Raw genomic sequence first — 23,710 nt, 5'->3', positions numbered from 1 at the left:
CTTCTCGTACAAGATCTATCAACCCGGTCCTATATAAGGGTAAAGCGAGGAGGTGGGAGAATCTGCGGATGCACAGACCTTCCACATAGCGCCAAGGGAATCACTCATCCTCCGACCAGTGACAATGCACTTGCATTACTTAAGCATTGCAAATGCATTAACATCAGTGAACGTCTATCCCGCCTATGGAACTGAAATGAGCAGCCCACTCGATGTCGAATCCACCCTGACCGACCGTTACCAGACCACAGTCCCAGAGACAGTCCGCCGCGCGCTTCGCTTGAACAAACGCGACAAGATTCACTACTCGATTCGCCCCTCTGGCGAAGTGGTCCTGACACGTGCCGAGGCCCAGGAAGACGATCCCGTGCTGGGCCAGTTTCTGAACTTCCTTGCGCACGACATCGCCTCCCATCCAGAACGCCTGCAGGCAGTGGATGCAGGTCTCGTGGCGCACATACAATCTTTGGTAGGCGATGCCGAGGTTGATCTGGATGCCCCACTCTCGGCAGATGATGAATGAGCCAGGATGCTCCCATGCTTCTGATCCACGGCTGGGCAGTGTTTGCGCATCCCTTGTTTCTGGATCAGGTGCAGGCGCTGCTATTACAAGTCAAAGCGCATAAACAGAAGGACCCCGAAGGTTACCGAAACAAGAATGCTTTCAAGCGGCTGACAGCCATCAAAAAGCTGGCTTTTGATCTCATTGCACAAGACCCGGGCAAACCTGAGTATCGACAGGGCAACACATTGGGCGACGCCCATAGGCACTGGTTTCGAGCCAAATTCTTTCAACAATATCGCTTGTTCTTTCGCTATCACGCCTCCAGCAAAATTATTGTCCTGGCCTGGGTAAATGACGAGAAAACAAAACGAGCTTATGAAAGTAACGACGATGCCTACAAAGTGTTCCAGAAAATGCTGAGCAATGGACACCCTCCTGACGATTGGGATCTATTGCTCAAAGAGGCCAAATCACATGCCAAAAGACTGGATGCAACACAAGGACTGATCGACTGAACAGGCTCTCTCAGGCCTGATCCCGCCAACTTCGCTTACAACCAATCAATGCCACCCTTGCACCCCCACCCGCTTTGCCCCAGCATCTGCCGACCTTAACGTCGAGCACCTCCATGAACACCGCCACAAGCCGCCGCGAGCAGTTGCACACTGTCATTTTCCAGACTGATACCCCGGCCGGGCGGCGTTTCGACAAGATATTGCTGGTGATCATCCTGCTCAGCCTGCTGGTCACGATCGTCGACAGCATGCCGGGCATTCATCGCGAATACGCCACGTTTCTGACGTGGATCGAATGGGGCTTTACCCTGGTGTTCGCCGTGGAATACATCCTGCGGCTGTACTGTTCGCCGCGGCCGCTGAAATATGCGTTCAGCTTTTATGGGCTGGTGGACCTGCTGGCCATCGTGCCTGGCGTGCTGGCGATCTACTACAGCGATGCGCAGTACCTGCTGATCGTGCGGATCATCCGCATGTTGCGCATTTTCCGGGTGCTCAAGCTGGGCGCCTACCTGCGCCAGGCGCATTACCTGGTAGCGGCGCTGCAGGGCAGCAAGCAGAAGATCATCGTATTTCTGGTCAGCGTGTCGACGCTGGTCACCGTGTTCGGCACCTTGATGTACGTGATCGAAGGTCCGGGCAATGGTTTTACCAGCATTCCCAAGGGCATTTACTGGGCAATCGTGACCCTGACCACGGTGGGCTTCGGCGATATCGTGCCCAAGACGCCGCTGGGGCAGATGGTCTCTTCGGTGGTGATGATCATCGGTTATTCGATCATTGCCGTGCCCACCGGCATCTTTACCGCCGAGCTTGCCAACGCCATGCGCGGCGAGCAGCTCAAGCATGACTGCCCGGTGTGCGCCAAGAAGCATCACGAGCACGGCGCGGCGTTCTGTTCGCGGTGCGGCAATGCGTTGTTTGCAAAACGCGACGACCGGGAATAAGTAAATATTTTTTTAGTCTTTAATGGCGTCGTGACACCCCGCTATCATCGCGGCAGCTAGAAAAAGCCTCGATAACAACACGATCATCAAAAGGAATCTGCAGTGAAGAAATTATTCGCCGCCTCGCTCCTGGCCGCAGGCCTGGCCCTGGGCAGTGCCGCACAGGCTGCGCCGACCCTGCTCAACGTCTCTTACGACGTGATGCGCGACTTCTACAAGGACTACAACGCCGCCTTCCAGAAACACTGGCAGGCCGAGCACAAGGAAGATGTCACGGTACAGATGTCGTTCGGCGGCTCCAGCAAGCAAGCGCGGGCGGTGATCGATGGCCTGCAGGCCGATGTGATTACCATGAACATGGCCACCGACATCAATGCCCTGGCCGACAACGGCGCGCTGGTGCCGGAAAACTGGGTCACCCGCCTGCCGAACAACAGCGCGCCGTTCACCTCGGCCACCGTGTTCATCGTGCGCAAGGGCAACCCCAAGGCCCTGAAAGACTGGAACGACCTGGTCAAGGATGGCGTGGAAGTCATCGTGCCGAACCCCAAGACTTCGGGTAACGGTCGCTACACCTACCTGTCGGCCTGGGGCTACACCCTGAAGAACGGTGGCGACGAAGCCGCCGCGAAGAAATTCGTCGGCGAGCTGTTCAAGCACGTACCGGTGCTCGACACCGGCGGCCGTGGCGCCACCACCACGTTCATGACCAATGGCATTGGCGATGTGCTGGTGACGTTCGAGAACGAAGCGGAAATGATTGCCCGCGAGTTCGGCCGCGACAAGTTCGAAGTGGTCTACCCGAGCGTCTCCGCCGAAGCCGAGCCGCCGGTGAGCGTGGTCGACAAGGTCGTCGACAAGAAACAGTCCCGCGCCCTGGCTGAAGGCTACCTGAAGTACCTGTGGTCGGCTGAAGGCCAGGAAATCGCGGCCAACAACTACCTGCGCCCACGCGACGCCACGGTATTGGCCAAGTACAAGGATCGCTTCCCGAAAGTCGAATTTCTGTCGGTCGAGAAGACCTTCGGCGACTGGCGCACCGTGCAGAAGACCCACTTCATCGATGGTGGCGTGTTCGATCAGATCTATCCGGGTAAATAATCCGGACGCATGATCGCGCAAGTAAAAACGGCGACCTCAGGGTCGCCGTTTTTGTGTGCGTCAGTTGCTGAACTCGCGCCCCAGTCCTGCCGGCACACCGCTGCTGTCGGTGGCTTGCCACGGGCCGTCGGGCTGGGTCGACCAGTTCCAGCCGTTGTCCCACTGGTAATAGGTGCGCTGGCGATAAAACGTATTGCTCTGGCCGTCCAGCACATACACGCCCAGGCGCTGGTCCCAATGGCTTTTGACGCCCGGCGGCGGGGCGAAGCTGGCCGAGGTTTTCGCCGGCGCCTTGGTGGCGGGCTTGATCGGCTGTTTGTTGCTCGGCGTCGCGCGTGGCGTGCCGGAGCCCGGCAGGCTCTGGATCGGCTCATCGCTGCGCGGCGCCGGCGGCGTGTGCGGCTGCATCGTCGTACAGGCGGCGCTCAGGCCTATCGCGGCGGCCAGCAGGCCGGTGCGGGCATGGTGCCAAGTGATTGCGGACATGGCGGGTTCCTACTGATCGGGTCGGTCGATGGTCAAGGTCTGTTTGCCTGCAGCCGCGCGCGTCAACGGCGCGCTGCTGCCGACCCACTCACCCCGGGTCGGTTGCCCGGCCCGTGAGATGCGTGCCATCAGTTGGACTTGCGCAAAGTTCGACAGTTTCAGTTGCGGCATCATTGCGTCGCTGTCGCCCAGTTCGACCTCGGCGGGCAACTGCGCCACGGTCACCCGCTTGACCGCCAGCGGTGCCGGCGGGCCGTCGACGGCGCGGGCAAAAATGAACACGCTGTCGCCCGGCTGCACCTGATGCTGGAGTGCCTCGCTCAGTTGCACGCGCACCTTGAGCTTCGCCTCGGTTACCGCCGGCGGCGTGGCGCCGGTCAGGCTGGCGCGGGCGCGTTCGATACCGCCTTGCAGCGCATCGCGCGACGGATCCTGTGCCGGCAACAGGCCTTGCAGGCGCGTCCAGTAGTCGACCGCCTGCTGAAAGCGTCCGCCTTCGAACGCCGCAATGCCCAGCAAGCCAAGGCTGGTGATTTCATTGGGATCAGCCTTGAGCGCTTCGTCGGTCAGCGCCTGCACCTGCGGGCTGAAGGCCTTGTTGCCGGCGAAATACAACGCCTGGGCCCACTGGCCGAGCAATTGCGGCTGGCGGCCAGTCAGTGCGGCGGCGCGCTCGAACTGTCTGGCGGCGTCGCCAGGACGTTGTTGGGCCATGTAGCTACGGCCCAGAAAATAGAAACCCTCGGCCGAGTCGGGCTGCACTTCGACGGTGCGCTCCAGGCGACGGGTCATGTCGGCCAGCGAGGTCGGCGGCGTGGCGAATTCGCGCGCCAGCTCGACCCGCTCGCTGGCGCCGTAATGCAGGTACAAACCCAGCCCCAGCAGCGGCACCAGCACGGCGGCCAGCAGCGGCACGGCCTTGCCCAGCGAGCGACGCGGTGTTGGCGCGGGCTGCTCGGCGCCTTGCGTGTCGGCCAGCAGCTCGCGCGCCGCTTCGGCCTTGCCGTCGTCCAGTTGCGTGGCGCTGAGCACACCGGACTGGTGCTGGGCCTGCAACTCGCCCAGGCGCTCTTCATACAGCGCGACGTTGAGCGCGGTGCGGTCCTGGCCTGTGGCGGGCGTGCGGCTGCGCAGTATCGGGATCAGCAGAAAACTTGCAGCCACCAGCAACAGCAGCACCGTGGCCATCCAGAAATCGATCATTGACGGGTGTTATCCAGAAGTTGGGCGAGGCGCGCGCGCTCCTCGTCGGAAAGACGTGCGGCCTGGCCAGGCTGTGGCTGGCGGCGTCGGCGCACGATCACGACGATCAGCACCGCGCCACCGACCAGCAACAACAAAGGACCGAACCACAGCAGCCAGGTGCGCGAGGTCAGCGCCGGCTTGTAGCGCACGAACTCGCCGTAGCGGTCGACCATGTGCTCGACGATCTGCCGGTTGCTGCGGCCTTCTTCGAGCAAGCGGTAGATTTCCTTGCGCAGGTCGGCGGCAATCGGCGCGTTGGAATCGGCAATGTCCTGGTTCTGGCACTTGGGGCAGCGCAGTTCGCGGGTCAGCTCGGCATAGCGGGCCCGCTCGGCTTCGTCACGAAAAGTGTGCGCCTCGATGGCCGCCTGGGCGATGCCGATCAAGCCCAGGCTCAGCAGCGCTGCCATCATCCAGCGCTTCATGGCTGCGCCTCGTCGACCAGTGCCTGATACCGGCTGGCCAGCTGTTCGCGCCAGACCTGATCGTCGATCACCCCGACAAATTTATGGCGGATGATGCCCTTGCTGTCGATCAGGAAGGTTTCCGGCGCGCCGTAAACCCCGAGGTTCAGGCCCAGGTTGCCGTCGTCGTCGCGGATATTCAGCTGGTACGGGTTATGGAAATCCTTGAGCCACTTCTGCGCCTCAGGATTCATGTCCTTGTAGTTGATGCCGTGAATCACCACGCCCTGCTGCGCCAGCCGGTTCAGCACCGGGTGCTCGGCGCGGCAGGCCACGCACCAGGTGGCCCAGACATTGACCAGCGCCGGGCGGCCGAGCAAGTCATTGCGGGTCACCACCTTGTCGCTGGCGACGTCGCGCAGTGAAAACTCCGGGAACGGCTTGCCGATCAGGGCCGAGGGCAACGAGGCAGGATCAAGAAACAGCCCGCGAAACAACAGCGCACTCAGGCCCAGAAAGATCACCAGCGGAATCAGCAGAACCCAACGCTTCATGACAGTGCTCCAGCAGGCTTCAAGGCCTGGCGTACTTTGCTGCTGACCTTGACCCGGTAACGGCGGTCCGTGGCCGCCAGCACACCGCCCAGTCCGGTCAGCAGGCCACCGAACCAGATCCAGCGCACGAACGGCTTGATATGAATGCGCACCGCCCAGGCACCGTTATCCAGTGGCTCGCCGAGTGCCACATACAGGTCGCGGGTAAAGCCTGCGTCGATGCCGGCTTCGGTCATCATCGATTGCTGCACGCTGTACAGGCGCTTTTCCGGGTGCAGCACGCTGACCTGGCGCTCGTTTTCAAAGACCCGCACGGTGCCGCGATCCGAGGTGAAGTTCGGTCCCTGAAAGTGTCGGGCGCCTTCGAACACGAAGCGGTAGCCACCCAGTTCGGTGGCTTGCCCCGGCGCCAGGCGCAGGTCGCGTTCGATGCTGTGCTGGCTCGACAGCACCACGCCCAGCGCGCAGACCACCAGCCCGACGTGCGCCACCTGCATGCCCCAATAGCTGCGGGTCAGGCTGCGCAGGCCTTTCAGCAAGCCCTTGTGCCGGGTCTTGTCGTGAATATCGCGCAATGCGCCAAACCCTACCCAGGCCGCCAGCAGCACGGTGGCCAGCACCGCCCATTGGCCTTCGCCGAGCAGCAGGCCGAACAGCAGCGCCAGCGCCACGCTGGCGATCAGCACCGGGGTGAGCATGCGCAGCAACCATTTGCCCGGCGTGTCTTTCCAGCGCACCAGCACACCGACGGTCATCACCACCATCAGCAGCGCCATCAACGGCACGAACAGGCTGTTGAAGTACGGCGGGCCGACCGACATCTTCGCCCCGCTCACGGCGTCGATCACCAGCGGATAAAGAGTGCCGAGCAGGATCATCGCGGCGGCGACCACCAGCAACAGGTTATTGGCCAGCAACAGCGTTTCGCGTGACCACAGGGCAAAGCCGACCTGACTCTTGACCACCGGCGCGCGCACGGCGAACAGCGCCAGCGAACCGCCGACCACGATCAGCAGGAAGATCAGGATGAACACGCCACGCTCCGGATCGGTGGCAAAGGCATGCACCGAGGTCAGCACGCCGGAGCGCACCAGGAATGTGCCGAGCAGGCTCAGCGAGAACGCGGCAATCGCCAGCAAGACGGTCCAGCTTTTGAATACCCCGCGTTTTTCGGTAACCGCCAGCGAGTGAATCAGCGCGGTGCCGACCAGCCAGGGCATGAAGGAGGCGTTTTCGACCGGGTCCCAGAACCACCAGCCGCCCCAGCCCAGTTCGTAGTAGGCCCACCACGAACCCAACGTGATGCCGACGCCGAGAAACGCCCAGGCGACGATGGTCCATGGCCGCGACCAGCGTGCCCAGGCCGCATCCAGTCGCCCGCCGAGCAAGGCGGCGATGGCAAAGGCAAACGCCACCGAAAAGCCTACATAGCCCATGTACAGCATCGGCGGGTGGACGATCAGGCCGATGTCTTGCAACAACGGATTAAGGTCGCGACCGTTGGCCGGCATTTGCGGCAGGATGCGCAAGAACGGGTTGGAGGTCAGGATCAGGAACGACAGAAAGCCCAGGCTGATCATGCCCATCACGCCCAGCACGCGGGCCAGCATCACGATCGGCAACTGCCGTGACAGCACCGACACCGCAAACGTCCAGCCGCCCAGAATCAGCGCCCACAGCAGCAACGAGCCCTCATGCGCGCCCCACACTGCGCTGAACTTGTAGTACCACGGCAAGGCGCTGTTGGAGTTTTGCGCGACATAGGCCACGGAAAAATCGTCGCTCATGAACGCCTGGGTCAGGCAGGCGAAGGCGATCAGCAGAAAGCTGAACTGGCCCCAGGCGGCCGGGCGCGCCAGGCTCATCCACAGGGCATCGTTACGCCAGGCGCCGATCATGGGAACGCTGGCCTGCACCAGGGCAAAGCACAGCGCCAGAATCATGGCCAGATGGCCGAGTTCGGGGATCATCGGTCAGCCCTGTTTTGCTGGCAGTGATGGCGCAGGTTCAGCCGGCAGACGGCCGCTGTCCTTGAGCGCCTTGGTAACTTCGGGCGGCATGTACTTCTCGTCATGTTTGGCCAGCACTTCATCGGCCTCGACCACGCCCTCGCTATTGAGCCGGCCAAGGGCAACGATGCCCTGCCCTTCACGGAACAGGTCCGGGAGGATGCCTTGGTAGCGGATGGTCACCGAGCGGTTGAAGTCGGTGACCACGAAGCGCACGTCCAGCGAGTCGCCCGAGCGCTGCAACGAGCCCTTCTCGACCATGCCGCCGGCGCGAATGCGCGTGCCGTGCGGCGCTTCACCATTGGCGATCTGGGTCGGGGTGTAGAACAGGTTGATGTTTTCTTGCAGGGCACTGAGCGCCAGGCCGACGGCGGCGCCGATGCCGACCAGCAGGGCGAGGATCAGCAACAGGCGTTTCTTGCGTTGTGGATTCACGATTGACGCTCCCGACGCAGGCGGCGTGCCTGTTCCTGCAAATAACGACGCCGGGCCAGCAACGGCAGCGCCACGTTGATGCCCAGCACCACGGCGAACAGGCCGTAAGCCGACCAGACGAACAGCCCGTGACGGCCCATGGCCAGAAAATCGCTCAGGGACTCAAAGCTCATGGTCGTGGCTCCTTGTCCATCGGCACACTCAGCGTCTTGTTCACTTCGTCCTGCACCCAGCGGCTGCGCGCCTCGCGCCTGAGCACCTCAAGGCGCATGCGCAGCAGCAGCACGCAGGCAAAGAAGGCGTAGAAACCCAGCGTGGTGAACAGCAGCGGCAGCCACATTTCGGCGGGCATCGCCGGTTTTTCGGTGAGGGTGAAGGTCGAGCCCTGATGCAGGGTGTTCCACCACTCGACCGAGTATTTGATGATCGGGATATTCACCACCCCGACAATCGCCAGCACCGCACAGGCCTTGGCGGCGCTGTCGCGGTTGCTGATGGCATTGCCCAGTGCGATCAGGCCCAGGTACAGAAACAGCAGAATCAGCATCGAGGTCAGCCGCGCATCCCAGACCCACCACGAGCCCCAGGTCGGCTTGCCCCAGATGGCGCCGGTCAGCAAGGCCAGCGCGGTCATCCATGCGCCAATCGGGGCGGCGCATTGCAGGGCCACGTCGGCCAGCTTCATGCGCCACACCAGCCCGACCACACCGCACACCGCCAGCATCACGTAGCACGACTGCGCAAGCATCGCGCTGGGCACATGGATGTAGATGATCCGAAAGCTGTTGCCCTGCTGGTAATCGGGCGGCGCAAAGGCCAGGCCCCAGACCACGCCGATGCCCAGCGACAATGCCGCAAGCGCAGCCAGCCACGGCAGCCAGCGGCCACTGAGGTCGTAGAAGGTTTTCGGTGAACCCAGGCGGTGAAACCAGGCCCAGCTGTTGTTGCTTTTCATTTAACTGCCTTTATCACGGTATACGGGGGTGGCGGTTGACCGTCGCACAACGGTCCCGGCACCTCGATTATTCGGCCACGCTGATTTTCAGCCCCTCGGCAATCGCAAACGGGGTCAGCGTCAGTGCCAGCGCGGCCAGGCTGCCCAGCCACAGCAAATAGCCGATGGCGGGCATGCCTTGCAGGGCGGCCTGTAATGCGCCGCTGCCCAGAATCAGCACCGGGATATACAGCGGCAGGATCAGCAGCGCCAATAACAGGCCGCCACGCTTGAGACCGACGGTCAATGCCGCGCCCACCGCGCCCAGCAGGCTCAGGGTCGGCGTGCCCAGCAGCAGCGAGAGCATCAACACCGGCACGCAATGCCCCGGCAAGCCGAGCATCAACGCCAGCAAGGGCGCCAGCAGCACCAGTGCCAGGCCGGAAAACAGCCAGTGTGCCAGCACTTTGGCCAGAACCAGAAGGGCCAGCGGGTGTGGCGAAAGGACCCACTGCTCCAGCGATCCGTCTTCGAAATCGCTGCGAAACAGTCCGTCCAGCGACAGCAGCACGGCCAGCAGCGCCGCGACCCAGACCAGCCCCGGCGACAGGGTTTGCAGCAGTTGTGCCTCGGGGCCGACGGCCAGCGGGAACAATGCAATCACGATAGCGAAAAACACCAGCGGGTTGAGCAGCTCCGCCGGACGGCGAACCAGCAGGCGCAGTTCGCGTGCCAGCAACAGGCTGAAGACCTGGTTCATGCGCCTCCCAGATCAAGGTTGCGGTAACCGGCAGGTTTGCTGGCAAGGGTGTGATGGGTGGTCAGCACCAGCAGGCCGCCCTGCTCGCAGTGCTCGCACAGGCGTTGTTCCAGTTGCGCCACGCCCTGCACGTCCAGCGCGGTGAACGGCTCGTCGAGAATCCAGATGGCCGGGGCCGGCAGATACAGCCGCGCCAGCGCCACCCGCCGCTGCTGCCCCGCCGACAGCGTGTGACACGGCACATCTTCAAAGCCGCGCAGGCCGACCTGCTCCAGCGCCTGCCACAGCGCAGCGCTGTCGGCGCGCTGGTTGAGGGCGCACAGCCAGGCAAGGTTTTCCAGTGGGGTCAGTACGTCCTTGATGCCGACGGCATGGCCGATCCACAGCAGATGGCGCGCCAGTTGCGCGCGCTGGCCGGTCAAGGCCTGGCCATTGAGGCGAACCTCTCCATCGGCGGGCAGCATCAGACCACACAGCAGGCGCAGCAGGCTGGTCTTGCCGCTGCCGTTGGGGCCGCTGACCTGCAACAGGTCACCCGCTGCCAGGTGCAGGTGCAGATGCTCGAACAGCAACCGCCCGTCACGTTCGCAGCTCAGGTCGCAGGCTTGCAGGGTTACAGTCATTGCGTGAGCCCGTGGGTCGAGAGAAAAATGCGCGTTCAAGTCAGCCCTGAAACGGCCGTTACACTGGTGCAACTTGATTGCGAATCCGGCAAAAAGGGCCGGCATTATACATGGGCGCCCTGCTCCCAAGAGGTCTAATTCAATTGGTTGCAGCTCAATGACAGGTGACATCTCCCAGGTTCCTCCCGCCAATCCTGCGCTGGCACAACTACGTGGTGGCGCGGCTGCAGGCCAGGTGATGACCCTGTTCAATGCGGCCGCCAACCTGATTGGCGACGGCGAAACCGCCGACGCCCAGGTCATCAGCCTCAAGCAGGTCGACCAGCAATTCCAGATGCTGTTGCGCCTGAACCTGGCCAATGGCACCCAGACCAGCGTTGCGGTGAGCAGCAGCGTGCCACTGACGCCCGGCACGCTGTTCCAGGTGATGCAGGCCTCGCCCAACCAGTTGCTGATGTCGTTGCAGCAGGTCAGTGCCGCGATGAATAACGTCACCACCGAACTGGACACCCGGCAAGTGCCGCCCGGCACCTTGTTGCAGGGCAAGGTGATGACCAGCCAGGTGGTCGGCCAGGCGCTGGGCGAGATGGCCCGCGCCAGCCAGCCGGCACCGGCCGCGTCCATCGGTAATGCTGCCGCGCAACCCACGGCGTACCGCTCTTTGGTGTTGCTGCTCAATACGCCACTGGCCGGCACCACGATCAGCGTCGACAGCGCGCAAGCCTTGACCGTCGGCAGCCTGCTCAGCGCGCGGGTGCAGGGCAATCAGGCCCTGAGCTTTGTGCCGTTGCCGGGGCGTCTCGATCAACTGGCGGTGGCGCAACAGCTCGGCGTGCAACAGAGCCGCCAGGGCTCGCTGGACACACTGCTCAACGCCCTGCAAAACCTGCCCGCGACCTCGACCACCAGCAATCCTGCGCTGCAAGCGAGCATCAACCAGTTGCTGGCCGAGTTGCCTGACTTTCAGCAACTGGGCAATGCGCGCGGCCTGGCCCAGGCGTTCAATGCCAGCGGCCTGTTCATGGAGGCGCGCCTGCTGGCGGGCCAGAATCTGCAGCAGGCGCCGGACATGAAGGCCAACCTGATGCGCCTGATCGCCCAGTTATTGCCTGGCCTGCCGGCCAACACCTCGTATGGCGCAGTGGCCGCGTCCAATACCCTGGCGCGGGTGATGCCCAATGCGATCCGCAATGCACTCGGCACCCTGGGCCTGGTGGCGGCGCGCAGTGTGCCGGACAGCTTTCCCCTGCCCTCGCGCAATGTGCTGACCGGCGAAAAAGACGATCTGGAAATACTGCTCAAGCTGGCGGCGGCTGCCGTGTCGCGCCTGCAAAGCCATCAACTGGGCGCGCTGGAACAGACCCGCACGCTGGCCGACGGCACTCAGGTCACCACCTGGCAACTGGAAGTGCCGACCCGTCATGCCCACGATATCGTGCCGTTGCAGGTCAAGGTGCAGCGCGAGGAGTCGGCGCCGGATGAGTCGGCAGGCGGCCAGAAGGGTGAGGATAAAGAGCCGCAGCGCGAACAGTTGTGGAGCATCAACCTGGCGTTCGATCTGGAGCCGCTGGGCCCGCTGCAAGTGCATGCCAAGCTGTTGCGCGGCACGCTGTCCAGCGAACTGTGGGCGGAACGCGAAGCCAGCGCCGGACTGATCGCGCGTGAGCTGGGCCATTTGCGCGAGCGCCTGGTGGCCTGCGGCCTGAGCGTCGGCGAGCTGGCCTGCACACACGGCGCGGCCCCGCAAGGTGCGCGCACCTCCCTTGAACAACGCTGGATCGACGAGAACGCCTGATGAACCACACCGACCTTGGCGCCCCGCGCCAGGCCATCGCGCTGACCTACGACGGCCAGCAAGCCCCGACCCTGAGCGCCAAGGGCGACGACCGGCTGGCCGAGGAAATCCTCGCCATCGCTCGCGAACACGAAGTACCGATCTACGAAAATGCCGAACTGGTCAGCCTGTTGGCGCGCCTGGAACTGGGCGACAGCATTCCGCAAGCGCTGTACCTGAGCATCGCCGAAATCATCGCCTTTGCCTGGCACCTCAAAGGTAAATACCCCGTGGGCCGGGGGCCTGACGACCCACCGATCGAGAAAGACATCACCCCGAAATAAGCGGCAAGCTGCAAGTTGTGAGCTGCAAGTAAAAGCAGGGGCAGGAGCGCCGTGGTCCGCGCTTTTCTTGCAGCTACCGCTTGAAGCTGCCGCTCTACGGCCGGTTGTTATGCCGGTGCAGTTTGCTGACCAGTTGCGCTTCGGCCTGGGTCAGGCCGCAGGACTGGGTCAACTCCTCGACGCTGGCACCCATGCCGACCAGGCGCGCGGCCTGGGCGAAGGTCAGGGTCGAGGGGTCGCGCTGCTCAAGCGAGGTGATCTTGTCAGGCAGCAAGGCCACGGTCGCACGCAGGTCGTGCAGCTCTTCGCCCATGCGCACAGTGCCGCTCTGGAAATTGTCGACGCGCCGGGCCAGATCGCGCATGCGCTGTTCGCGCGCGCTGCTGACCTTGTCGCGTTCGGCATCCAGACGGCGCTGACGCTTGATGTGGCTCACGAGCATCAACAGGGTAAAGACCCACAGAATGCCCAGAACGATGACGGCGGCCTCAAGCATCGGTCAGATGTTCTCCAGTTCGGACCACTCTTCCTCAGTCATCATCTTGTCCAGCTCGACCAGGATCAGCAACTCGCCGTTCTTGTTGCACACGCCCTGGATGAACTTGGCCGATTCGTCGTTGCCCACGTTTGGCGCGGTTTCGACTTCAGACTGACGCAGGTAAACCACTTCGGCGACGCTGTCGACCAGGATGCCGACCACTTGCTTGTCGGCCTCGATGATCACGATCCGGGTGTTGTCGCTGACTTCAACCGGCGGCAGGCCGAAGCGCTGGCGGGTGTCGATCACGGTGACCACGTTGCCGCGCAGGTTGATGATGCCCAGCACATAGCTTGGCGCACCCGGAACCGGAGCGATCTCGGTGTAACGCAGCACTTCCTGGACCTGCATCACGTTGATGCCGTACGACTCGTTGTCCAGACGGAAGGTAACCCACTGCAGGATAGGATCTTCGGAACCCTGTGCAGACGACTTGTTCATGCTTGCAACCCCTCAGGTGTGTGCTGTGCAGGCGGCGCACGGTGCGCCGTCCGATGATTTATCTTTTTTTGTCGAGCCGCTTGACCGCGCCACTGGCAATCAGCTCGGCCAACTCTGCCACGTCCACCAGCGCACACATGTGCTCGATCACCGTCCCGGCCAGCCAAGGCCTGTGACCGCGCTGGGCGCGCCATTTGATCTCGTTGGGGTCCAGGCGCAGCGAGCGGCTGACTTGATGCACGGCCAGCCCCCATTCATAGCCTTGAACCGAGATCACGTATTGCAGTCCCTGGCGGAAATCGTCGCGGTAACGCTCGGGCATGATCCAGCGGGCCGTGTCGAGCACCTTGAGGTTGCCCGCCTGGCACGGCAGGATGCCCAGAAACCAGTCCGGCTGGCCGAACAGCGGTGTCAGTTCCTGGCCGTCCAGCGGGTAGATCGCGCCCAGGCACACCAACGGCACGGCAAGCGTCAGGCCGGCCACATCGAACAACAGGCATTCGAAGGGTTCGGCGGCCCATTCGGGACGCTGGCTACCCGCCGGTGGCGGCGGCACGATCAGGCCCAGCGGCTTGTTCAGCTCGGCGACCGGCTCGACCAGGGCAAGCGCAGGCTCGGCAACCACCGGTGCAACTACAGGCACCTCGACCGGAACCGGAACCTCTACCGGAACCGGGGCCGGAATCTGCACGGGCGCAGCCACTGCCACCGGTACGGCAACCGCAGCGGGTGCGGCAACGGCCAGCGCCAGCGGTTTGCGTGCCGGCATCAAGGCATCACGGGCCTGTTCTTCCAGAACGGCCGCCTGAAACTCGTCAATTGTGCTGGCAGGCTCAAGCACCTCCAGGGCAAGCGGCGCCTCTTCGGTAGCGTCCTGAAGCAAGGCATCCAGATACGATTGCAGTGCCAGTTGTGGTCGGGTTGCGATATCTACGGGGCGAATCATCTCAGGCCACCTGCGTTGTCAGTTGCTCGGAGAGCAGGTGTTTCAGCAGCGCCCGGTAAGCCAGCACGCCACGGCTCTTGCTGTCGTTCTGCGACGGCGTGACGCCGGCACGGCTGGCATCGCGCAGGCGCGTGTCGACCGGCACATAAGCTTTCCAGACATGGTCTGGAAACGAGTCGCGCAACAGCTTGAGCGTGCCCATCGAGGCCTGGGTACGCCGGTCGAACAAGGTCGGCACAATGGTGTACGGCAACGGCGTCTTGCGTGAACGGTTGATCATCGCCAGGGTATTGACCATGCGCTCCAGGCCCTTGACCGCCAGAAATTCGGTCTGCACCGGAATCACCAGCTGCTGACTGGCCGCCAGCGCGTTGACCATCAGCACGCCAAGCAACGGCGGGCTGTCGATCAAGGCATAGTCAAAATCCTGCCACAGCTGCGCCAGGCTCTTCGCGATCACCAGCCCCAGGCCGTTCTGCCCCGGCGACTGGCGCTCCAGCGTCGCCAGTGCGGTGCTTGAAGGCATCAGAAAAATACGTTTGTCACTGGTCGGCAGCAGTAACTGGCCGGGCAAGTCCTGCGGCACCGCGCCCTTGTGCAGGAACAGGTCGAACGCGCTGTGTTCCAGCTCGTCAGGGTTGTGCCCGAAATAGCTGGTCATCGAACCATGCGGGTCCAGATCGACCACGACCACGCGCTTGCCCGAGTCGGCCAGCAACCCGGCCAGGGCAATGGTCGTGGTGGTCTTGCCGACCCCACCTTTCTGATTGGCGACTGCCCAGACTCTCATTCGGTTATTTCCTTGCGCACGGCAACTTCCATACCGGCGATCGTCTAGCGAGCAGGTGACGGAGAATTGACAGCATTGTTGCCTGACGGCGGTCTTGCCGGTGCCGGTGCAGTTTGTGTGCCAGCACGACGCAATGCCGCGTCTGGCTGGGCATTGGCCGAACCACTGCTGGTCAGGCTGCGACGCACATCCAGATTGCGTGAAATCACCAGCACCACGCGGCGGTTTTCAGCACGGCCCTGAGGCGTTGAATTGGGGGCGATGGGCTGAAACTCGGCGTAGCCAACCGACGCCATGCGCGCCGGATTGACGCCGTACATGGCCAGCAGGCGCACGATGCTCGAAGCGCGCGACGACGACAATTCCCAGTTGGTGGGGAACTGCGCGGTATTGATCGGCTGATCGTCGGTAAAGCCTTCGACATGGATCGGGTTATCGAAGCGTTTGACGATGGTGGCGACCCTGTCGATGATGCCGAATGCACGGTTGCTGGGCATGGCGTCACCGCTGCCGAACAACAGGCTGGAGTTGAGTTCGATCTCGATCCACAGCTCGTTGCCGCGCACCGTCATCTGGTCCGAACTGATCAGATCGCCGAAACCTGCGCGCACTTCATCGGCGATGGTTTTCAGCGGGTCGACACTGTTCTGGCCAATGCCGGCATCGGTTTCTTCGCTGTCCTTGAGCAACGGCTGGGCAGGCTTGACCGTCTGCGGCCGCTGCTCGCCGATCGGAATCGGCTGCATGGTCCGTTCGGCGTCGTTGAACACCCCGACCAATGCCTGGGACAGAATCTTGTACTTGCCCTCATTGAGCGACGAGATCGAATACATCACGACGAAAAAGGCGAACAACAAGGTAATGAAGTCGGCGTAGGACACCAGCCAGCGTTCATGATTTTCATGTTCTTCGCGAGGGCGACGACGGGCCATGACGGCTACTCCATGAAGCCTTGCAGCTTGAGTTCGATGGAGCGCGGGTTCTCGCCTTCGGCAATCGACAGCAGGCCTTCCAGGAGCATTTCCCGGTAGCGCGATTGACGCAGGGCAATGGCCTTGAGCTTGTTGGCGACCGGCAGCAGAAACAGGTTGGCGCTGGCCACGCCATAGATAGTGGCGACAAATGCCACGGCAATACCGCTGCCCAACTGGCTGGGATCGGCCAGATTGCCCATGACATGGATCAGGCCCATGACCGCACCGATGATGCCGATGGTCGGTGCATAGCCGCCCATGCCTTCAAAGACCTTGGCGGCCTGGATATCACGGGTTTCCTGGGTGATGAAATCCACTTCCAGGATGCTGCGAATGGTCTCGGGCTCGGCACCGTCGACCAGCAATTGCAGGCCCTTGCGCGCATACGCATCCGGCTCGATATCGGCAATCGACTCAAGCCCCAGCAGGCCTTCCTTGCGTGCGGTCAGGCTCCAGCCGATGATCCGGTCGATGCCGCCGGACAGGTCGATGCGCGGCGGAAACAGGATCCACGGAAAAATCTGCATGGCGCGCTTGAACGCGCTCATCGGCGACTGGATCAGCGAGGCGGCCAGCGTGCCGCCCAGCACGATCAGCGCCGCCGGGCCGTTGAGCAAGGCACCGGCATGACCGCCTTCGAGAAAGTTGCCGCCGATAATGGCTATCAGCGCCAGGATCAGGCCGATAAGACTCAGGATATCCATTACAGGCACGCCTCGACCAGGTGCCGGCCGATGTCATCGAGGCTATAGACGGCATCGGCCAGGTCAGCCTTGACGATGGCCATGGGCATGCCATAGATCACGCAACTGGCTTCGTCCTGCGCCCAGACATTGCTGCCGCTCTGCTTGAGCATGCGCGCGCCTTCACGGCCGTCGGCGCCCATGCCGGTCAACACCACCGCCAGCACTTTGTCGCCGTAGCTCTTGGCCGCCGAACCGAAGGTGATGTCCACGCACGGCTTGTAGTTGAGGCGCTCGTCGCCGGGCAGGATTTTTACCGCGCCACGGCCATCGATCATCATCTGTTTGCCGCCAGGGGCCAGCAGGGCCAGGCCCGGACGCAGCAGGTCACCGTCTTCGGCTTCCTTGACGCTGATCTTGCACAGTTTGTCGAGGCGCTCGGCAAAGGCCTTGGTGAAAGCGGCCGGCATGTGCTGGATCAGAACGATAGGCGCCGGAAAGTTGGCGGGCAATTGCGTCAGCACCCGCTGCAACGCCACGGGACCGCCGGTCGAGGTGCCGATGGCCACCAGCTTGTAGGATTTACGACGCGGCGCTGGCGAACGATGCTCCGGGGCATGGTGCGCGTGGGCAGCAGGCGCCGGCGCCGGAGAGCGCACAGGCGCTGGCCGTGCAGCCGCCGGCGGTGGCGGCGGTGCCGGGCGACGCGGGGTGTCGAACGATGTCGTGCTGCTGGTGCTCGCAGGGGCTGCTGGCGTGTGTGCGGCGTGTGTATTTGAGGACGCGCTGAAACGACGATTGCTGCGCGCGATGCTCTGGATCTTCTCGCACAGCAGTTGGCGAACCTTGTCGGGATTGCGCGAGATGTCTTCGAAATTCTTCGGCAGGAAGTCGACCGCACCGGCATCCAGGGCATCGAGGGTCACTCGCGCGCCTTCGTGGGTCAGTGAGGAGAACATCAGTACAGGGGTAGGAATGCGCTGCATGATGTGGCGCACCGACGTAATGCCATCCATCATCGGCATTTCGTAATCCATGGTGATCACATCGGGCTTGAGTGCCAGGGCCTGTTCAATGGCCTCCTTGCCATTGGTGGCGGTACCGACCACCTGAATCTGGGGGTCCGAAGACAGGATTTCCGTAACTCGGCGGCGGAAAAAACCGGAATCATCCACCACCAGGACCTTGACTGCCATAAACACTCCAATAGGCGCCCGGGGCCGCAAAAGCGGCCCCGGCACCAGAATCAAATCCGCCGCGAGGCGTAACGCTTGAGCATGCTCGGAACGTCGAGAATCAACGCAATGCGACCGTCACCGGTGATGGTGGCGCCCGACATGCCTGGGGTGCCTTGCAGCATCTTGCCCAGCGGCTTGATGACCACCTCTTCCTGACCGACCAACTGGTCGACCACAAAGCCGATGCGCTGAGTGCCCACCGTCAGGATCACCACATGGCCTTCACGTTGCTCTTCATAAGCGGCCGAGCGGATCAGCCAGCGCTTGAGGTAGAACAGCGGCAAGGCCTTGTCGCGCACGATCACGACTTCCTGGCCATCGACGACGTTGGTGGTCGACAGGTCCAGGTGGAAGATTTCGTTGACGTTGACCAGCGGGAAAGCAAAGGCCTGGTCGGCGAGCATGACCATCAGCGTCGGCATGATCGCCAGGGTCAGCGGCACCTTGATGACGATCTTGGAGCCCTGGCCCTTGGTCGAGTAGATGTTGATCGAGCCGTTGAGCTGGGAAATCTTGGTCTTGACCACATCCATGCCCACACCGCGCCCGGACACATCGGAAATCTCGGTCTTGGTCGAGAACCCCGGGGCGAAGATCAGGTTGTAGCAGTCGGTGTCGCTCAGGCGGTCGGCAGCGTCCTTGTCCATCACGCCGCGCTTGACGGCGATGGCACGCAATACCGCAGGGTCCATGCCCTTGCCGTCGTCGGAGATCGACAACAGGATGTGGTCGCCCTCCTGCTCGGCGGACAGAACCACACGGCCGCCGCGTGGCTTGCCGGAAGCTTCGCGCTCTTCGGGGGTTTCCACACCGTGGTCCACCGCGTTGCGCACCAAGTGGACCAACGGGTCGGCCAGGGCCTCGACGAGGTTCTTGTCGAGGTCGGTTTCTTCGCCGACCAGTTCCAGGTTGATCTCTTTCTTGAGCTGGCGGGCCAGGTCGCGAACCAGTCGCGGGAAGCGACCGAAGACCTTCTTGATCGGCTGCATGCGCGTCTTCATGACCGCGGTTTGCAGGTCGGCCGTTACCACGTCAAGGTTGGACACCGCCTTGGACATGGCCTCGTTGCCGCTGTTGAGCCCCAGGCGCACCAGACGGTTACGCACCAGCACCAGTTCGCCGACCATGTTCATGATCTCGTCCAGGCGCGCGGTATCGACCCGTACGGTGGTCTCGGATTCGACCGCGGCCGGTTTTTCCGGGGCGGCAGCGGCAGCAGCACGGGCTGGCGCAGGCGCAGCAGCAGGCTTGGCAACCGGTGCGGCCGCCGCTGGAGCCGGCTTGGCGACCGGTGCCGCCGCTTTGGCAGCAGGCGCAGGCGGTGCAGACACAGCCCCCGCCACTGCCGCAGGCTCGAACTTGCCCTTGCCATGCAACTGGTCGAGCAGGTTTTCAAATTCGTGTTCGGTGATTTCGTCCGAGGCAGCCGGTGCTTCGACCTTCGCCGCGGCGACAGGCGCTGCAGGCGCAGCGCTCGCAGCGGCAGGCGTGGCCTTGTCCGCATCGAACGAGCCCTTGCCGTGCAACTGATCGAGCAGGGCTTCGAATTCGTCGTCGGTGATTTCATCGGACGCCACCGCAGGTGCTGCCGCCGCGACCGGCGCAACAGCCGCTGGCGCCGCACCGCTTGCCGATGCTCCCGCGATACTGGCGTCGAACGAACCCTTGCCATGCAACTGATCGAGCAGGGCTTCGAACTCGTGGTCAGTGATTTCATCGCTGGCCGAAACCTGCGCTTGCGGCGCAGACGGCGACGGCGGTGCCGAGGCAGCGACCGCATCGGACTTGGCACCGTGCAGCGAGTCGAGCAGGCGCTCGAACTCGTCGTCAGTGATTTCATCGTCGGGCGCCGGCGCTTCAGCTTCTGCCACCGGTGCGACAGCTGCCGCTTGCACAGGCGCCGCTTGCACGGGTGCCTCGTCGGCAGCCTGCGGGTCGGCAAGACGTGCCAGTGCCGCCAGCAGTTCAGGGGTGGCAGGCGTGACGTCGCTACGCTCACGCACCTGGCCGAACATGCTGTTGACGGTGTCCAGCGCTTCGAGAACCACGTCCATCAATTCAGAGTCTACGCGCCGCTCACCCTTGCGCAGGATGTCGAACACGTTCTCGGCAATGTGGCAGCACTCCACCAGCTCATGCAGCTGGAGGAAGCCGGCGCCCCCTTTAACAGTGTGAAAACCGCGAAAAATTGCGTTGAGCAAGTCTGCGTCATCCGGTCGGCTTTCAAGCTCGACCAGTTGTTCGGACAATTGCTCGAGAATCTCGCCGGCCTCTACCAGAAAATCCTGAAGGATCTCTTCATCGGCGCCGAAGCTCATGGGGGTGCTCCCTAAAATTAACCGTCAAGATCTAGAAGCCGAGGCTCGATAACAAGTCGTCCACATCATCCTGACCGGAAACGACATCTTCCCGTTTATCGGCATGAATTTGCGGACCTTCACCTTGGGCGAGATTTTTTTTCGGATTATTTTCCGCCAACAGTGCTTCACGATCATGTTCGATGCCGGCAAAGCGATCGACATGGCTGGCCATCAGCACCAGCTTGAGCAGATTGCTCTCAACCTCGGTGACCAATTGCGTGACGCGCTTGATCACCTGACCGGTCAGATCCTGATAGTCCTGAGCGAGCAAGATATCGTTGAGGTTGGTCGCCACGCTGTGGCTTTCCTTCTCTGTCCGAGAAAGAAAGCTTTCAACGCGCTTGGCCAGCCCGCGAAACTCTTCGGCACCGATCTCGCGACGCATCAGGCGTCCCCAGTCGGTACTCAACGCCTTGGCATCGTCGCTGAGGCTGTTCATCAACGGCGTGCTTTGTTCCACCAGGTCCATGGTGCGGTTGGCCGCACCTTCGGTCAGGCGCACAACATACGACAGGCGTTCGGTGGCGTCCGTGATCTGGGACACCTCTTCGGCTTGCGGCATTTGTGGGTCAATCTGGAAATTGACGATCGCACTGTGCAATTCACGCGTCAGCTTGCCCACTTCCTGATACAGGCCGCGGTCACGCGTCTGATTGAGCTCATGGATCAATTGCACCGCATCGCCAAATTTGCCTTTTTCAAGGCTGGCGACGAGTTCATGCGCATGTCTTTTCAGGGTCGACTCAAAGTCACCCAGCGAATCATTGTTGTCCATAGCGCCCTCGCGGCATGCATCAGCTATTGACGCGCTCGAAGATCTTTTCGATCTTTTCTTGCAGTACCTGGGCGGTAAAAGGCTTGACCACATAGCCGTTAACACCGGCCTGGGCAGCCTCGATGATCTGCTCACGCTTGGCTTCGGCGGTCACCATCAATACCGGGATGTTCTTCAGACGCTCGTCCTGACGCACCTGGCGCAGCAGGTCGATGCCTGACATGCCGGGCATGTTCCAGTCGGTAACCAGAAAATCGAAACCACCGCTTTGCAGCATCGGCAGCGCGGTAAGGCCATCATCGGCTTCCGAGGTGTTGGTGAACCCCAGATCACGCAACAGGTTTTTTATGATCCGCCGCATCGTTGAGAAATCATCAACGATGAGGATTTTCATGTTCTTGTCCAATTCGACCTCCAAGCAGTCCTGAACGAGCCCGGCTCCCGGACCCGCTGTTCACTCAATACCGGCACAGCACATTTTCGACCGTTTGCAGCCTTCACATCCCGGGCACATAGACACGGCCAAAGCGCCTGAAACAGCCACCCCGAAAGGTCTGCTGACAGGCTCCTGCCTTGTCTGGTTACTCGACACATGACGCCCTGCACAGCCGGTCTGCAGCCGCCCGGATAGTCCGGGCGCTGTCAGCGCGCGCGCCACTCCCCCAAACGCCCCCGCAAACGCGCGGCGCACTGGCTGTGTAACTGGCTAACCCGTGACTCGCTGACCCCCAGGACCTCACCGATCTCCTTGAGGTTCAGCTCTTCGTCATAATACAGCGCCAAGACCAGACGCTCACGCTCTGGCAAATTGGCAATGGCATCGGCCAGCGCGGCCTGAAAGCGCTCGTCTTCCAGGTCCCGCGACGGCTCCAGCGAAGCGCTGGCGCCATCCTCGTGCAGCCCGTCATGATCGCCGTCCTGCAAGAGGTCGTCAAAACTGAACAGGCGGCTGCCCAAGGTGTCGTTCAAGATAGCGTAATAATCATCCAGACTTAACTGGAGTTCGGCAGCAATCTCGTGATCTTTAGCGTCGCGACCGGTTTTTGACTCAATGCTGCGAATTGCGTCGCTGACCATCCGGGTATTGCGGTGTACCGAACGTGGCGCCCAGTCACCTTTACGCACCTCGTCGAGCATCGCCCCACGAATGCGGATACCGGCGTAAGTCTCGAAACTGGCGCCCTTGCTCGAGTCGTATTTGGTCGACACTTCCAGCAGGCCGATCATGCCGGCCTGGATCAGATCTTCCACCTGCACACTGGCCGGCAAGCGTGCCAACAGGTGGTAGGCGATGCGCTTGACCAATGGAGCGTAACGCTCGATCAGTTCGTACTGCGAATTCCTGGAAGCCTTGCTGTACATCTGATAACCGCTGGCTGTCATTGAACAGGTCCCGCTGCGCTGGTCTGGTGAACAAGCCGTTCGACGAAGAACTCAAGGTGCCCGCGCGGGTTGGCCGGCAGCGGCCAGGTATCGACCTTCTGGGCGATAGCCTTGAACGCCAGGGCGCACTTGGAACGCGGAAACGCTTCGTAGACGGCACGTTGCTTCTGCACGGCCTTGCGTACGCACTCATCATAAGGAACGGCGCCAACGTACTGTAGAGCCACGTCAAGGAAACGGTCGGTGACCTTGGTCAGCTTGGCGAACAGGTTGCGTCCTTCCTGCGGGCTCTGGGCCATGTTGGCCAGGACCCGGAAACGGTTCATGCCGTAGTCGCGATTGAGCAGCTTGATCAGCGCGTAGGCGTCGGTGATCGACGTCGGTTCGTCGCACACCACCAGCAGCACTTCTTGCGCTGCGCGTACGAAGCTAACCACGGATTCGCCGATGCCGGCGGCGGTGTCGATCACCAGCACGTCGAGGTTGTCGCCGATCTCGCTGAAGGCCTGGATCAGGCCGGCATGCTGGGCAGGCGCCAGATGCACCATGCTCTGGGTGCCTGAGGCAGCCGGCACGATGCGCACACCGCCAGGGCCTTGCAACAACACGTCGCGCAGCTCGCAGCGGCCTTCGATGACATCGGCCAGGGTGTGCTTGGGGGTCAGGCCCAGCAGGACATCGACATTGGCAAGGCCCAGGTCGGCATCGAGCAACATGACACGTCGCCCAAGCTCGGCCAGCGCCAGTGAAAGGTTCACTGACACGTTGGTCTTGCCGACGCCACCTTTGCCGCCGGTCACGGCGATAACCTGTACGGGATGCATGCTGCCCATGTTATTTCATTACCTTGTCATGCGTAGACCGAAACCACATTACGGGCTGCACGTTCGCGAGCGAACAATGCCTGGCAGACCAGAGATGCAGGGACTTTCCAATCGTTTCCATC

General features: G+C 62.3%; 28 protein-coding genes. 6 read left to right on the top strand and 22 right to left on the bottom strand.

All coding sequences use genetic code 11. The annotated features are described in order from the left end of the window. The first annotated feature begins 196 nt into the window (after positions 1-196). From ACYAS9_RS05895 to ACYAS9_RS05880, 4 genes are all read left to right on the top strand, one after another. Positions 197-523 (top strand): type II toxin-antitoxin system PrlF family antitoxin, encoded by a 327-nt coding sequence (locus ACYAS9_RS05895; RefSeq protein WP_463567384.1) that lies wholly within the window; start codon positions 197-199, stop codon positions 521-523. Positions 524-537: 14 nt separating this feature from the next. After that, positions 538-1,020: a type II toxin-antitoxin system YhaV family toxin gene (locus ACYAS9_RS05890; protein ID WP_463567383.1), complete on the top strand. Its 483-nt coding sequence runs from the start codon at positions 538-540 to the stop codon at positions 1,018-1,020. Between the two features lie 113 nt (positions 1,021-1,133). Beyond that, the gene (locus ACYAS9_RS05885; protein WP_463567382.1) at positions 1,134-1,967 is read left to right on the top strand and encodes an ion transporter; all 834 of its coding nucleotides are present in this window, start codon (positions 1,134-1,136) and stop codon (positions 1,965-1,967) included. 102 nt (positions 1,968-2,069) lie between these two features. Next, positions 2,070-3,068, top strand: coding sequence for a sulfate ABC transporter substrate-binding protein (locus ACYAS9_RS05880; RefSeq protein ID WP_463567381.1), 999 nt, complete (start codon positions 2,070-2,072; stop codon positions 3,066-3,068). Between the two features lie 60 nt (positions 3,069-3,128). On the opposite strand, the gene ACYAS9_RS05875 is transcribed toward ACYAS9_RS05880, so the two are convergent. The 10 genes from ACYAS9_RS05875 to ccmA all read right to left on the bottom strand — a co-directional run bounded on the left by ACYAS9_RS05875 (position 3,129) and on the right by ccmA (position 10,518). Next, positions 3,129-3,554, bottom strand: a complete 426-nt coding sequence (locus ACYAS9_RS05875; protein WP_463567380.1) for a hypothetical protein — start codon at positions 3,552-3,554, stop codon at positions 3,129-3,131. A gap of 9 nt (positions 3,555-3,563) precedes the next feature. Continuing rightward, the gene (ccmI, locus tag ACYAS9_RS05870) at positions 3,564-4,757 is read right to left on the bottom strand and encodes a c-type cytochrome biogenesis protein CcmI (RefSeq protein WP_463567379.1); all 1,194 of its coding nucleotides are present in this window, start codon (positions 4,755-4,757) and stop codon (positions 3,564-3,566) included. After that, on the bottom strand, positions 4,754-5,224 hold the full coding sequence (locus ACYAS9_RS05865; protein ID WP_463567378.1) for a cytochrome c-type biogenesis protein: 471 nt from the start codon (positions 5,222-5,224) through the stop codon (positions 4,754-4,756). Before ACYAS9_RS05865 ends, ccmI begins: the two co-directional genes overlap by 4 nt. Further along, positions 5,221-5,757, bottom strand: coding sequence for a DsbE family thiol:disulfide interchange protein (locus ACYAS9_RS05860; protein WP_463567377.1), 537 nt, complete (start codon positions 5,755-5,757; stop codon positions 5,221-5,223). Before ACYAS9_RS05860 ends, ACYAS9_RS05865 begins: the two co-directional genes overlap by 4 nt. Then, on the bottom strand, positions 5,754-7,727 hold the full coding sequence (locus ACYAS9_RS05855; RefSeq protein ID WP_463567376.1) for a heme lyase CcmF/NrfE family subunit: 1,974 nt from the start codon (positions 7,725-7,727) through the stop codon (positions 5,754-5,756). The genes ACYAS9_RS05860 and ACYAS9_RS05855 overlap by 4 nt, the downstream gene beginning before the upstream one ends. 3 nt (positions 7,728-7,730) lie before the next feature. Beyond that, the gene (gene ccmE, locus ACYAS9_RS05850; RefSeq protein WP_463567375.1) at positions 7,731-8,201 is read right to left on the bottom strand and encodes a cytochrome c maturation protein CcmE; all 471 of its coding nucleotides are present in this window, start codon (positions 8,199-8,201) and stop codon (positions 7,731-7,733) included. Further along, a complete protein-coding gene (ccmD, locus tag ACYAS9_RS05845; protein ID WP_463567374.1) occupies positions 8,198-8,374 on the bottom strand; it encodes a heme exporter protein CcmD in 177 nt (58 codons plus the stop codon). Before ccmD ends, ccmE begins: the two co-directional genes overlap by 4 nt. Beyond that, complete coding sequence (locus ACYAS9_RS05840; RefSeq protein ID WP_463567373.1) at positions 8,371-9,156, bottom strand: heme ABC transporter permease; 786 nt, start codon at positions 9,154-9,156, stop codon at positions 8,371-8,373. The genes ccmD and ACYAS9_RS05840 overlap by 4 nt, the downstream gene beginning before the upstream one ends. 67 nt (positions 9,157-9,223) lie before the next feature. After that, entirely contained in the window at positions 9,224-9,895 is a 672-nt protein-coding gene (gene ccmB, locus ACYAS9_RS05835) for a heme exporter protein CcmB (RefSeq protein WP_463567372.1), read from the bottom strand. Beyond that, positions 9,892-10,518, bottom strand: coding sequence for a cytochrome c biogenesis heme-transporting ATPase CcmA (ccmA, locus tag ACYAS9_RS05830; RefSeq protein ID WP_463567371.1), 627 nt, complete (start codon positions 10,516-10,518; stop codon positions 9,892-9,894). Before ccmA ends, ccmB begins: the two co-directional genes overlap by 4 nt. 157 nt (positions 10,519-10,675) lie before the next feature. Here ccmA and fliK point away from each other — a divergent pair, with 157 nt between their 5' ends. Both fliK and ACYAS9_RS05820 read left to right on the top strand, forming a co-directional pair. Beyond that, positions 10,676-12,313, top strand: coding sequence for a flagellar hook-length control protein FliK (gene fliK, locus ACYAS9_RS05825; RefSeq protein WP_463567370.1), 1,638 nt, complete (start codon positions 10,676-10,678; stop codon positions 12,311-12,313). After that, positions 12,313-12,636 (top strand): EscU/YscU/HrcU family type III secretion system export apparatus switch protein, encoded by a 324-nt coding sequence (locus ACYAS9_RS05820; RefSeq protein ID WP_463567369.1) that lies wholly within the window; start codon positions 12,313-12,315, stop codon positions 12,634-12,636. Before fliK ends, ACYAS9_RS05820 begins: the two co-directional genes overlap by 1 nt. 94 nt (positions 12,637-12,730) lie before the next feature. On the opposite strand, the gene ACYAS9_RS05815 is transcribed toward ACYAS9_RS05820, so the two are convergent. The 12 genes from ACYAS9_RS05815 to fleN form a co-directional block, all read right to left on the bottom strand. Next, the gene (locus ACYAS9_RS05815; RefSeq protein WP_463567368.1) at positions 12,731-13,132 is read right to left on the bottom strand and encodes a DUF2802 domain-containing protein; all 402 of its coding nucleotides are present in this window, start codon (positions 13,130-13,132) and stop codon (positions 12,731-12,733) included. A 3-nt stretch (positions 13,133-13,135) separates the two neighbouring features. Then, positions 13,136-13,615, bottom strand: coding sequence for a chemotaxis protein CheW (locus ACYAS9_RS05810; RefSeq protein WP_056838760.1), 480 nt, complete (start codon positions 13,613-13,615; stop codon positions 13,136-13,138). A gap of 58 nt (positions 13,616-13,673) precedes the next feature. Then, positions 13,674-14,561, bottom strand: a complete 888-nt coding sequence (locus ACYAS9_RS05805; protein ID WP_463567367.1) for a CheW domain-containing protein — start codon at positions 14,559-14,561, stop codon at positions 13,674-13,676. 1 nt (position 14,562) lies between these two features. Then, entirely contained in the window at positions 14,563-15,351 is a 789-nt protein-coding gene (locus ACYAS9_RS05800) for a ParA family protein (protein WP_463567366.1), read from the bottom strand. Positions 15,352-15,395: 44 nt separating this feature from the next. After that, the gene (motD, locus tag ACYAS9_RS05795; RefSeq protein ID WP_463567365.1) at positions 15,396-16,283 is read right to left on the bottom strand and encodes a flagellar motor protein MotD; all 888 of its coding nucleotides are present in this window, start codon (positions 16,281-16,283) and stop codon (positions 15,396-15,398) included. Between the two features lie 5 nt (positions 16,284-16,288). Next, positions 16,289-17,029 carry a flagellar motor protein gene (locus tag ACYAS9_RS05790; protein WP_463567364.1) on the bottom strand — a complete coding sequence of 247 codons (741 nt, stop codon included), beginning with the start codon at positions 17,027-17,029 and terminating at the stop codon, positions 16,289-16,291. Further along, positions 17,029-18,204, bottom strand: coding sequence for a protein-glutamate methylesterase/protein-glutamine glutaminase (locus ACYAS9_RS05785; RefSeq protein WP_463567363.1), 1,176 nt, complete (start codon positions 18,202-18,204; stop codon positions 17,029-17,031). Before ACYAS9_RS05785 ends, ACYAS9_RS05790 begins: the two co-directional genes overlap by 1 nt. Before the next feature lie 50 nt (positions 18,205-18,254). Continuing rightward, entirely contained in the window at positions 18,255-20,564 is a 2,310-nt protein-coding gene (locus tag ACYAS9_RS05780; RefSeq protein WP_463567362.1) for a chemotaxis protein CheA, read from the bottom strand. 31 nt (positions 20,565-20,595) lie between these two features. Beyond that, on the bottom strand, positions 20,596-21,381 hold the full coding sequence (locus ACYAS9_RS05775; protein ID WP_463567361.1) for a protein phosphatase CheZ: 786 nt from the start codon (positions 21,379-21,381) through the stop codon (positions 20,596-20,598). Between the two features lie 19 nt (positions 21,382-21,400). Beyond that, entirely contained in the window at positions 21,401-21,775 is a 375-nt protein-coding gene (locus tag ACYAS9_RS05770; protein WP_459745036.1) for a chemotaxis response regulator CheY, read from the bottom strand. A gap of 248 nt (positions 21,776-22,023) precedes the next feature. Further along, a complete protein-coding gene (gene fliA / locus ACYAS9_RS05765) occupies positions 22,024-22,764 on the bottom strand; it encodes an RNA polymerase sigma factor FliA (RefSeq protein WP_463567360.1) in 741 nt (246 codons plus the stop codon). Next, positions 22,761-23,597: a flagellar synthesis regulator FleN gene (gene fleN / locus ACYAS9_RS05760; RefSeq protein ID WP_459745038.1), complete on the bottom strand. Its 837-nt coding sequence runs from the start codon at positions 23,595-23,597 to the stop codon at positions 22,761-22,763. The genes fliA and fleN overlap by 4 nt, the downstream gene beginning before the upstream one ends. Positions 23,598-23,710 lie beyond the last annotated feature (113 nt).

The sequence above is a fragment of the Pseudomonas sp. HP_08 genome (genome assembly GCF_055284095.1).
The sequence above is the reverse complement of the archived record's forward strand: the minus strand, read 5'-3'. Positions and strand labels throughout refer to the sequence as shown.

Bases quoted from the DNA above. Each gene is read 5' to 3' on its own strand.
- ACYAS9_RS05895 (WP_463567384.1), top strand. From the start codon at position 197: ATGAGCAGCCCACTCGATGTCGAATCCACCCTGACCGACCGTTACCAG.
- ACYAS9_RS05890 (WP_463567383.1), top strand. From the start codon at position 538: ATGCTTCTGATCCACGGCTGGGCAGTGTTTGCGCATCCCTTGTTTCTG.
- ACYAS9_RS05885 (WP_463567382.1), top strand. From the start codon at position 1,134: ATGAACACCGCCACAAGCCGCCGCGAGCAGTTGCACACTGTCATTTTC.
- ACYAS9_RS05875 (WP_463567380.1), bottom strand. From the start codon at position 3,554: ATGTCCGCAATCACTTGGCACCATGCCCGCACCGGCCTGCTGGCCGCC.
- ccmI (WP_463567379.1), bottom strand. From the start codon at position 4,757: ATGATCGATTTCTGGATGGCCACGGTGCTGCTGTTGCTGGTGGCTGCA.
- ACYAS9_RS05865 (WP_463567378.1), bottom strand. From the start codon at position 5,224: ATGAAGCGCTGGATGATGGCAGCGCTGCTGAGCCTGGGCTTGATCGGC.
- ACYAS9_RS05860 (WP_463567377.1), bottom strand. From the start codon at position 5,757: ATGAAGCGTTGGGTTCTGCTGATTCCGCTGGTGATCTTTCTGGGCCTG.
- ACYAS9_RS05855 (WP_463567376.1), bottom strand. From the start codon at position 7,727: ATGATCCCCGAACTCGGCCATCTGGCCATGATTCTGGCGCTGTGCTTT.
- ccmD (WP_463567374.1), bottom strand. From the start codon at position 8,374: ATGAGCTTTGAGTCCCTGAGCGATTTTCTGGCCATGGGCCGTCACGGG.
- ACYAS9_RS05840 (WP_463567373.1), bottom strand. From the start codon at position 9,156: ATGAAAAGCAACAACAGCTGGGCCTGGTTTCACCGCCTGGGTTCACCG.
- ccmB (WP_463567372.1), bottom strand. From the start codon at position 9,895: ATGAACCAGGTCTTCAGCCTGTTGCTGGCACGCGAACTGCGCCTGCTG.
- ccmA (WP_463567371.1), bottom strand. From the start codon at position 10,518: ATGACTGTAACCCTGCAAGCCTGCGACCTGAGCTGCGAACGTGACGGG.
- fliK (WP_463567370.1), top strand. From the start codon at position 10,676: ATGACAGGTGACATCTCCCAGGTTCCTCCCGCCAATCCTGCGCTGGCA.
- ACYAS9_RS05820 (WP_463567369.1), top strand. From the start codon at position 12,313: ATGAACCACACCGACCTTGGCGCCCCGCGCCAGGCCATCGCGCTGACC.
- ACYAS9_RS05815 (WP_463567368.1), bottom strand. From the start codon at position 13,132: ATGCTTGAGGCCGCCGTCATCGTTCTGGGCATTCTGTGGGTCTTTACC.
- ACYAS9_RS05810 (WP_056838760.1), bottom strand. From the start codon at position 13,615: ATGAACAAGTCGTCTGCACAGGGTTCCGAAGATCCTATCCTGCAGTGG.
- ACYAS9_RS05805 (WP_463567367.1), bottom strand. From the start codon at position 14,561: ATGATTCGCCCCGTAGATATCGCAACCCGACCACAACTGGCACTGCAA.
- ACYAS9_RS05800 (WP_463567366.1), bottom strand. From the start codon at position 15,351: ATGAGAGTCTGGGCAGTCGCCAATCAGAAAGGTGGGGTCGGCAAGACC.
- motD (WP_463567365.1), bottom strand. From the start codon at position 16,283: ATGGCCCGTCGTCGCCCTCGCGAAGAACATGAAAATCATGAACGCTGG.
- ACYAS9_RS05790 (WP_463567364.1), bottom strand. From the start codon at position 17,029: ATGGATATCCTGAGTCTTATCGGCCTGATCCTGGCGCTGATAGCCATT.
- ACYAS9_RS05785 (WP_463567363.1), bottom strand. From the start codon at position 18,204: ATGGCAGTCAAGGTCCTGGTGGTGGATGATTCCGGTTTTTTCCGCCGC.
- ACYAS9_RS05780 (WP_463567362.1), bottom strand. From the start codon at position 20,564: ATGAGCTTCGGCGCCGATGAAGAGATCCTTCAGGATTTTCTGGTAGAG.
- ACYAS9_RS05775 (WP_463567361.1), bottom strand. From the start codon at position 21,381: ATGGACAACAATGATTCGCTGGGTGACTTTGAGTCGACCCTGAAAAGA.
- ACYAS9_RS05770 (WP_459745036.1), bottom strand. From the start codon at position 21,775: ATGAAAATCCTCATCGTTGATGATTTCTCAACGATGCGGCGGATCATA.
- fliA (WP_463567360.1), bottom strand. From the start codon at position 22,764: ATGACAGCCAGCGGTTATCAGATGTACAGCAAGGCTTCCAGGAATTCG.
- fleN (WP_459745038.1), bottom strand. From the start codon at position 23,597: ATGGGCAGCATGCATCCCGTACAGGTTATCGCCGTGACCGGCGGCAAA.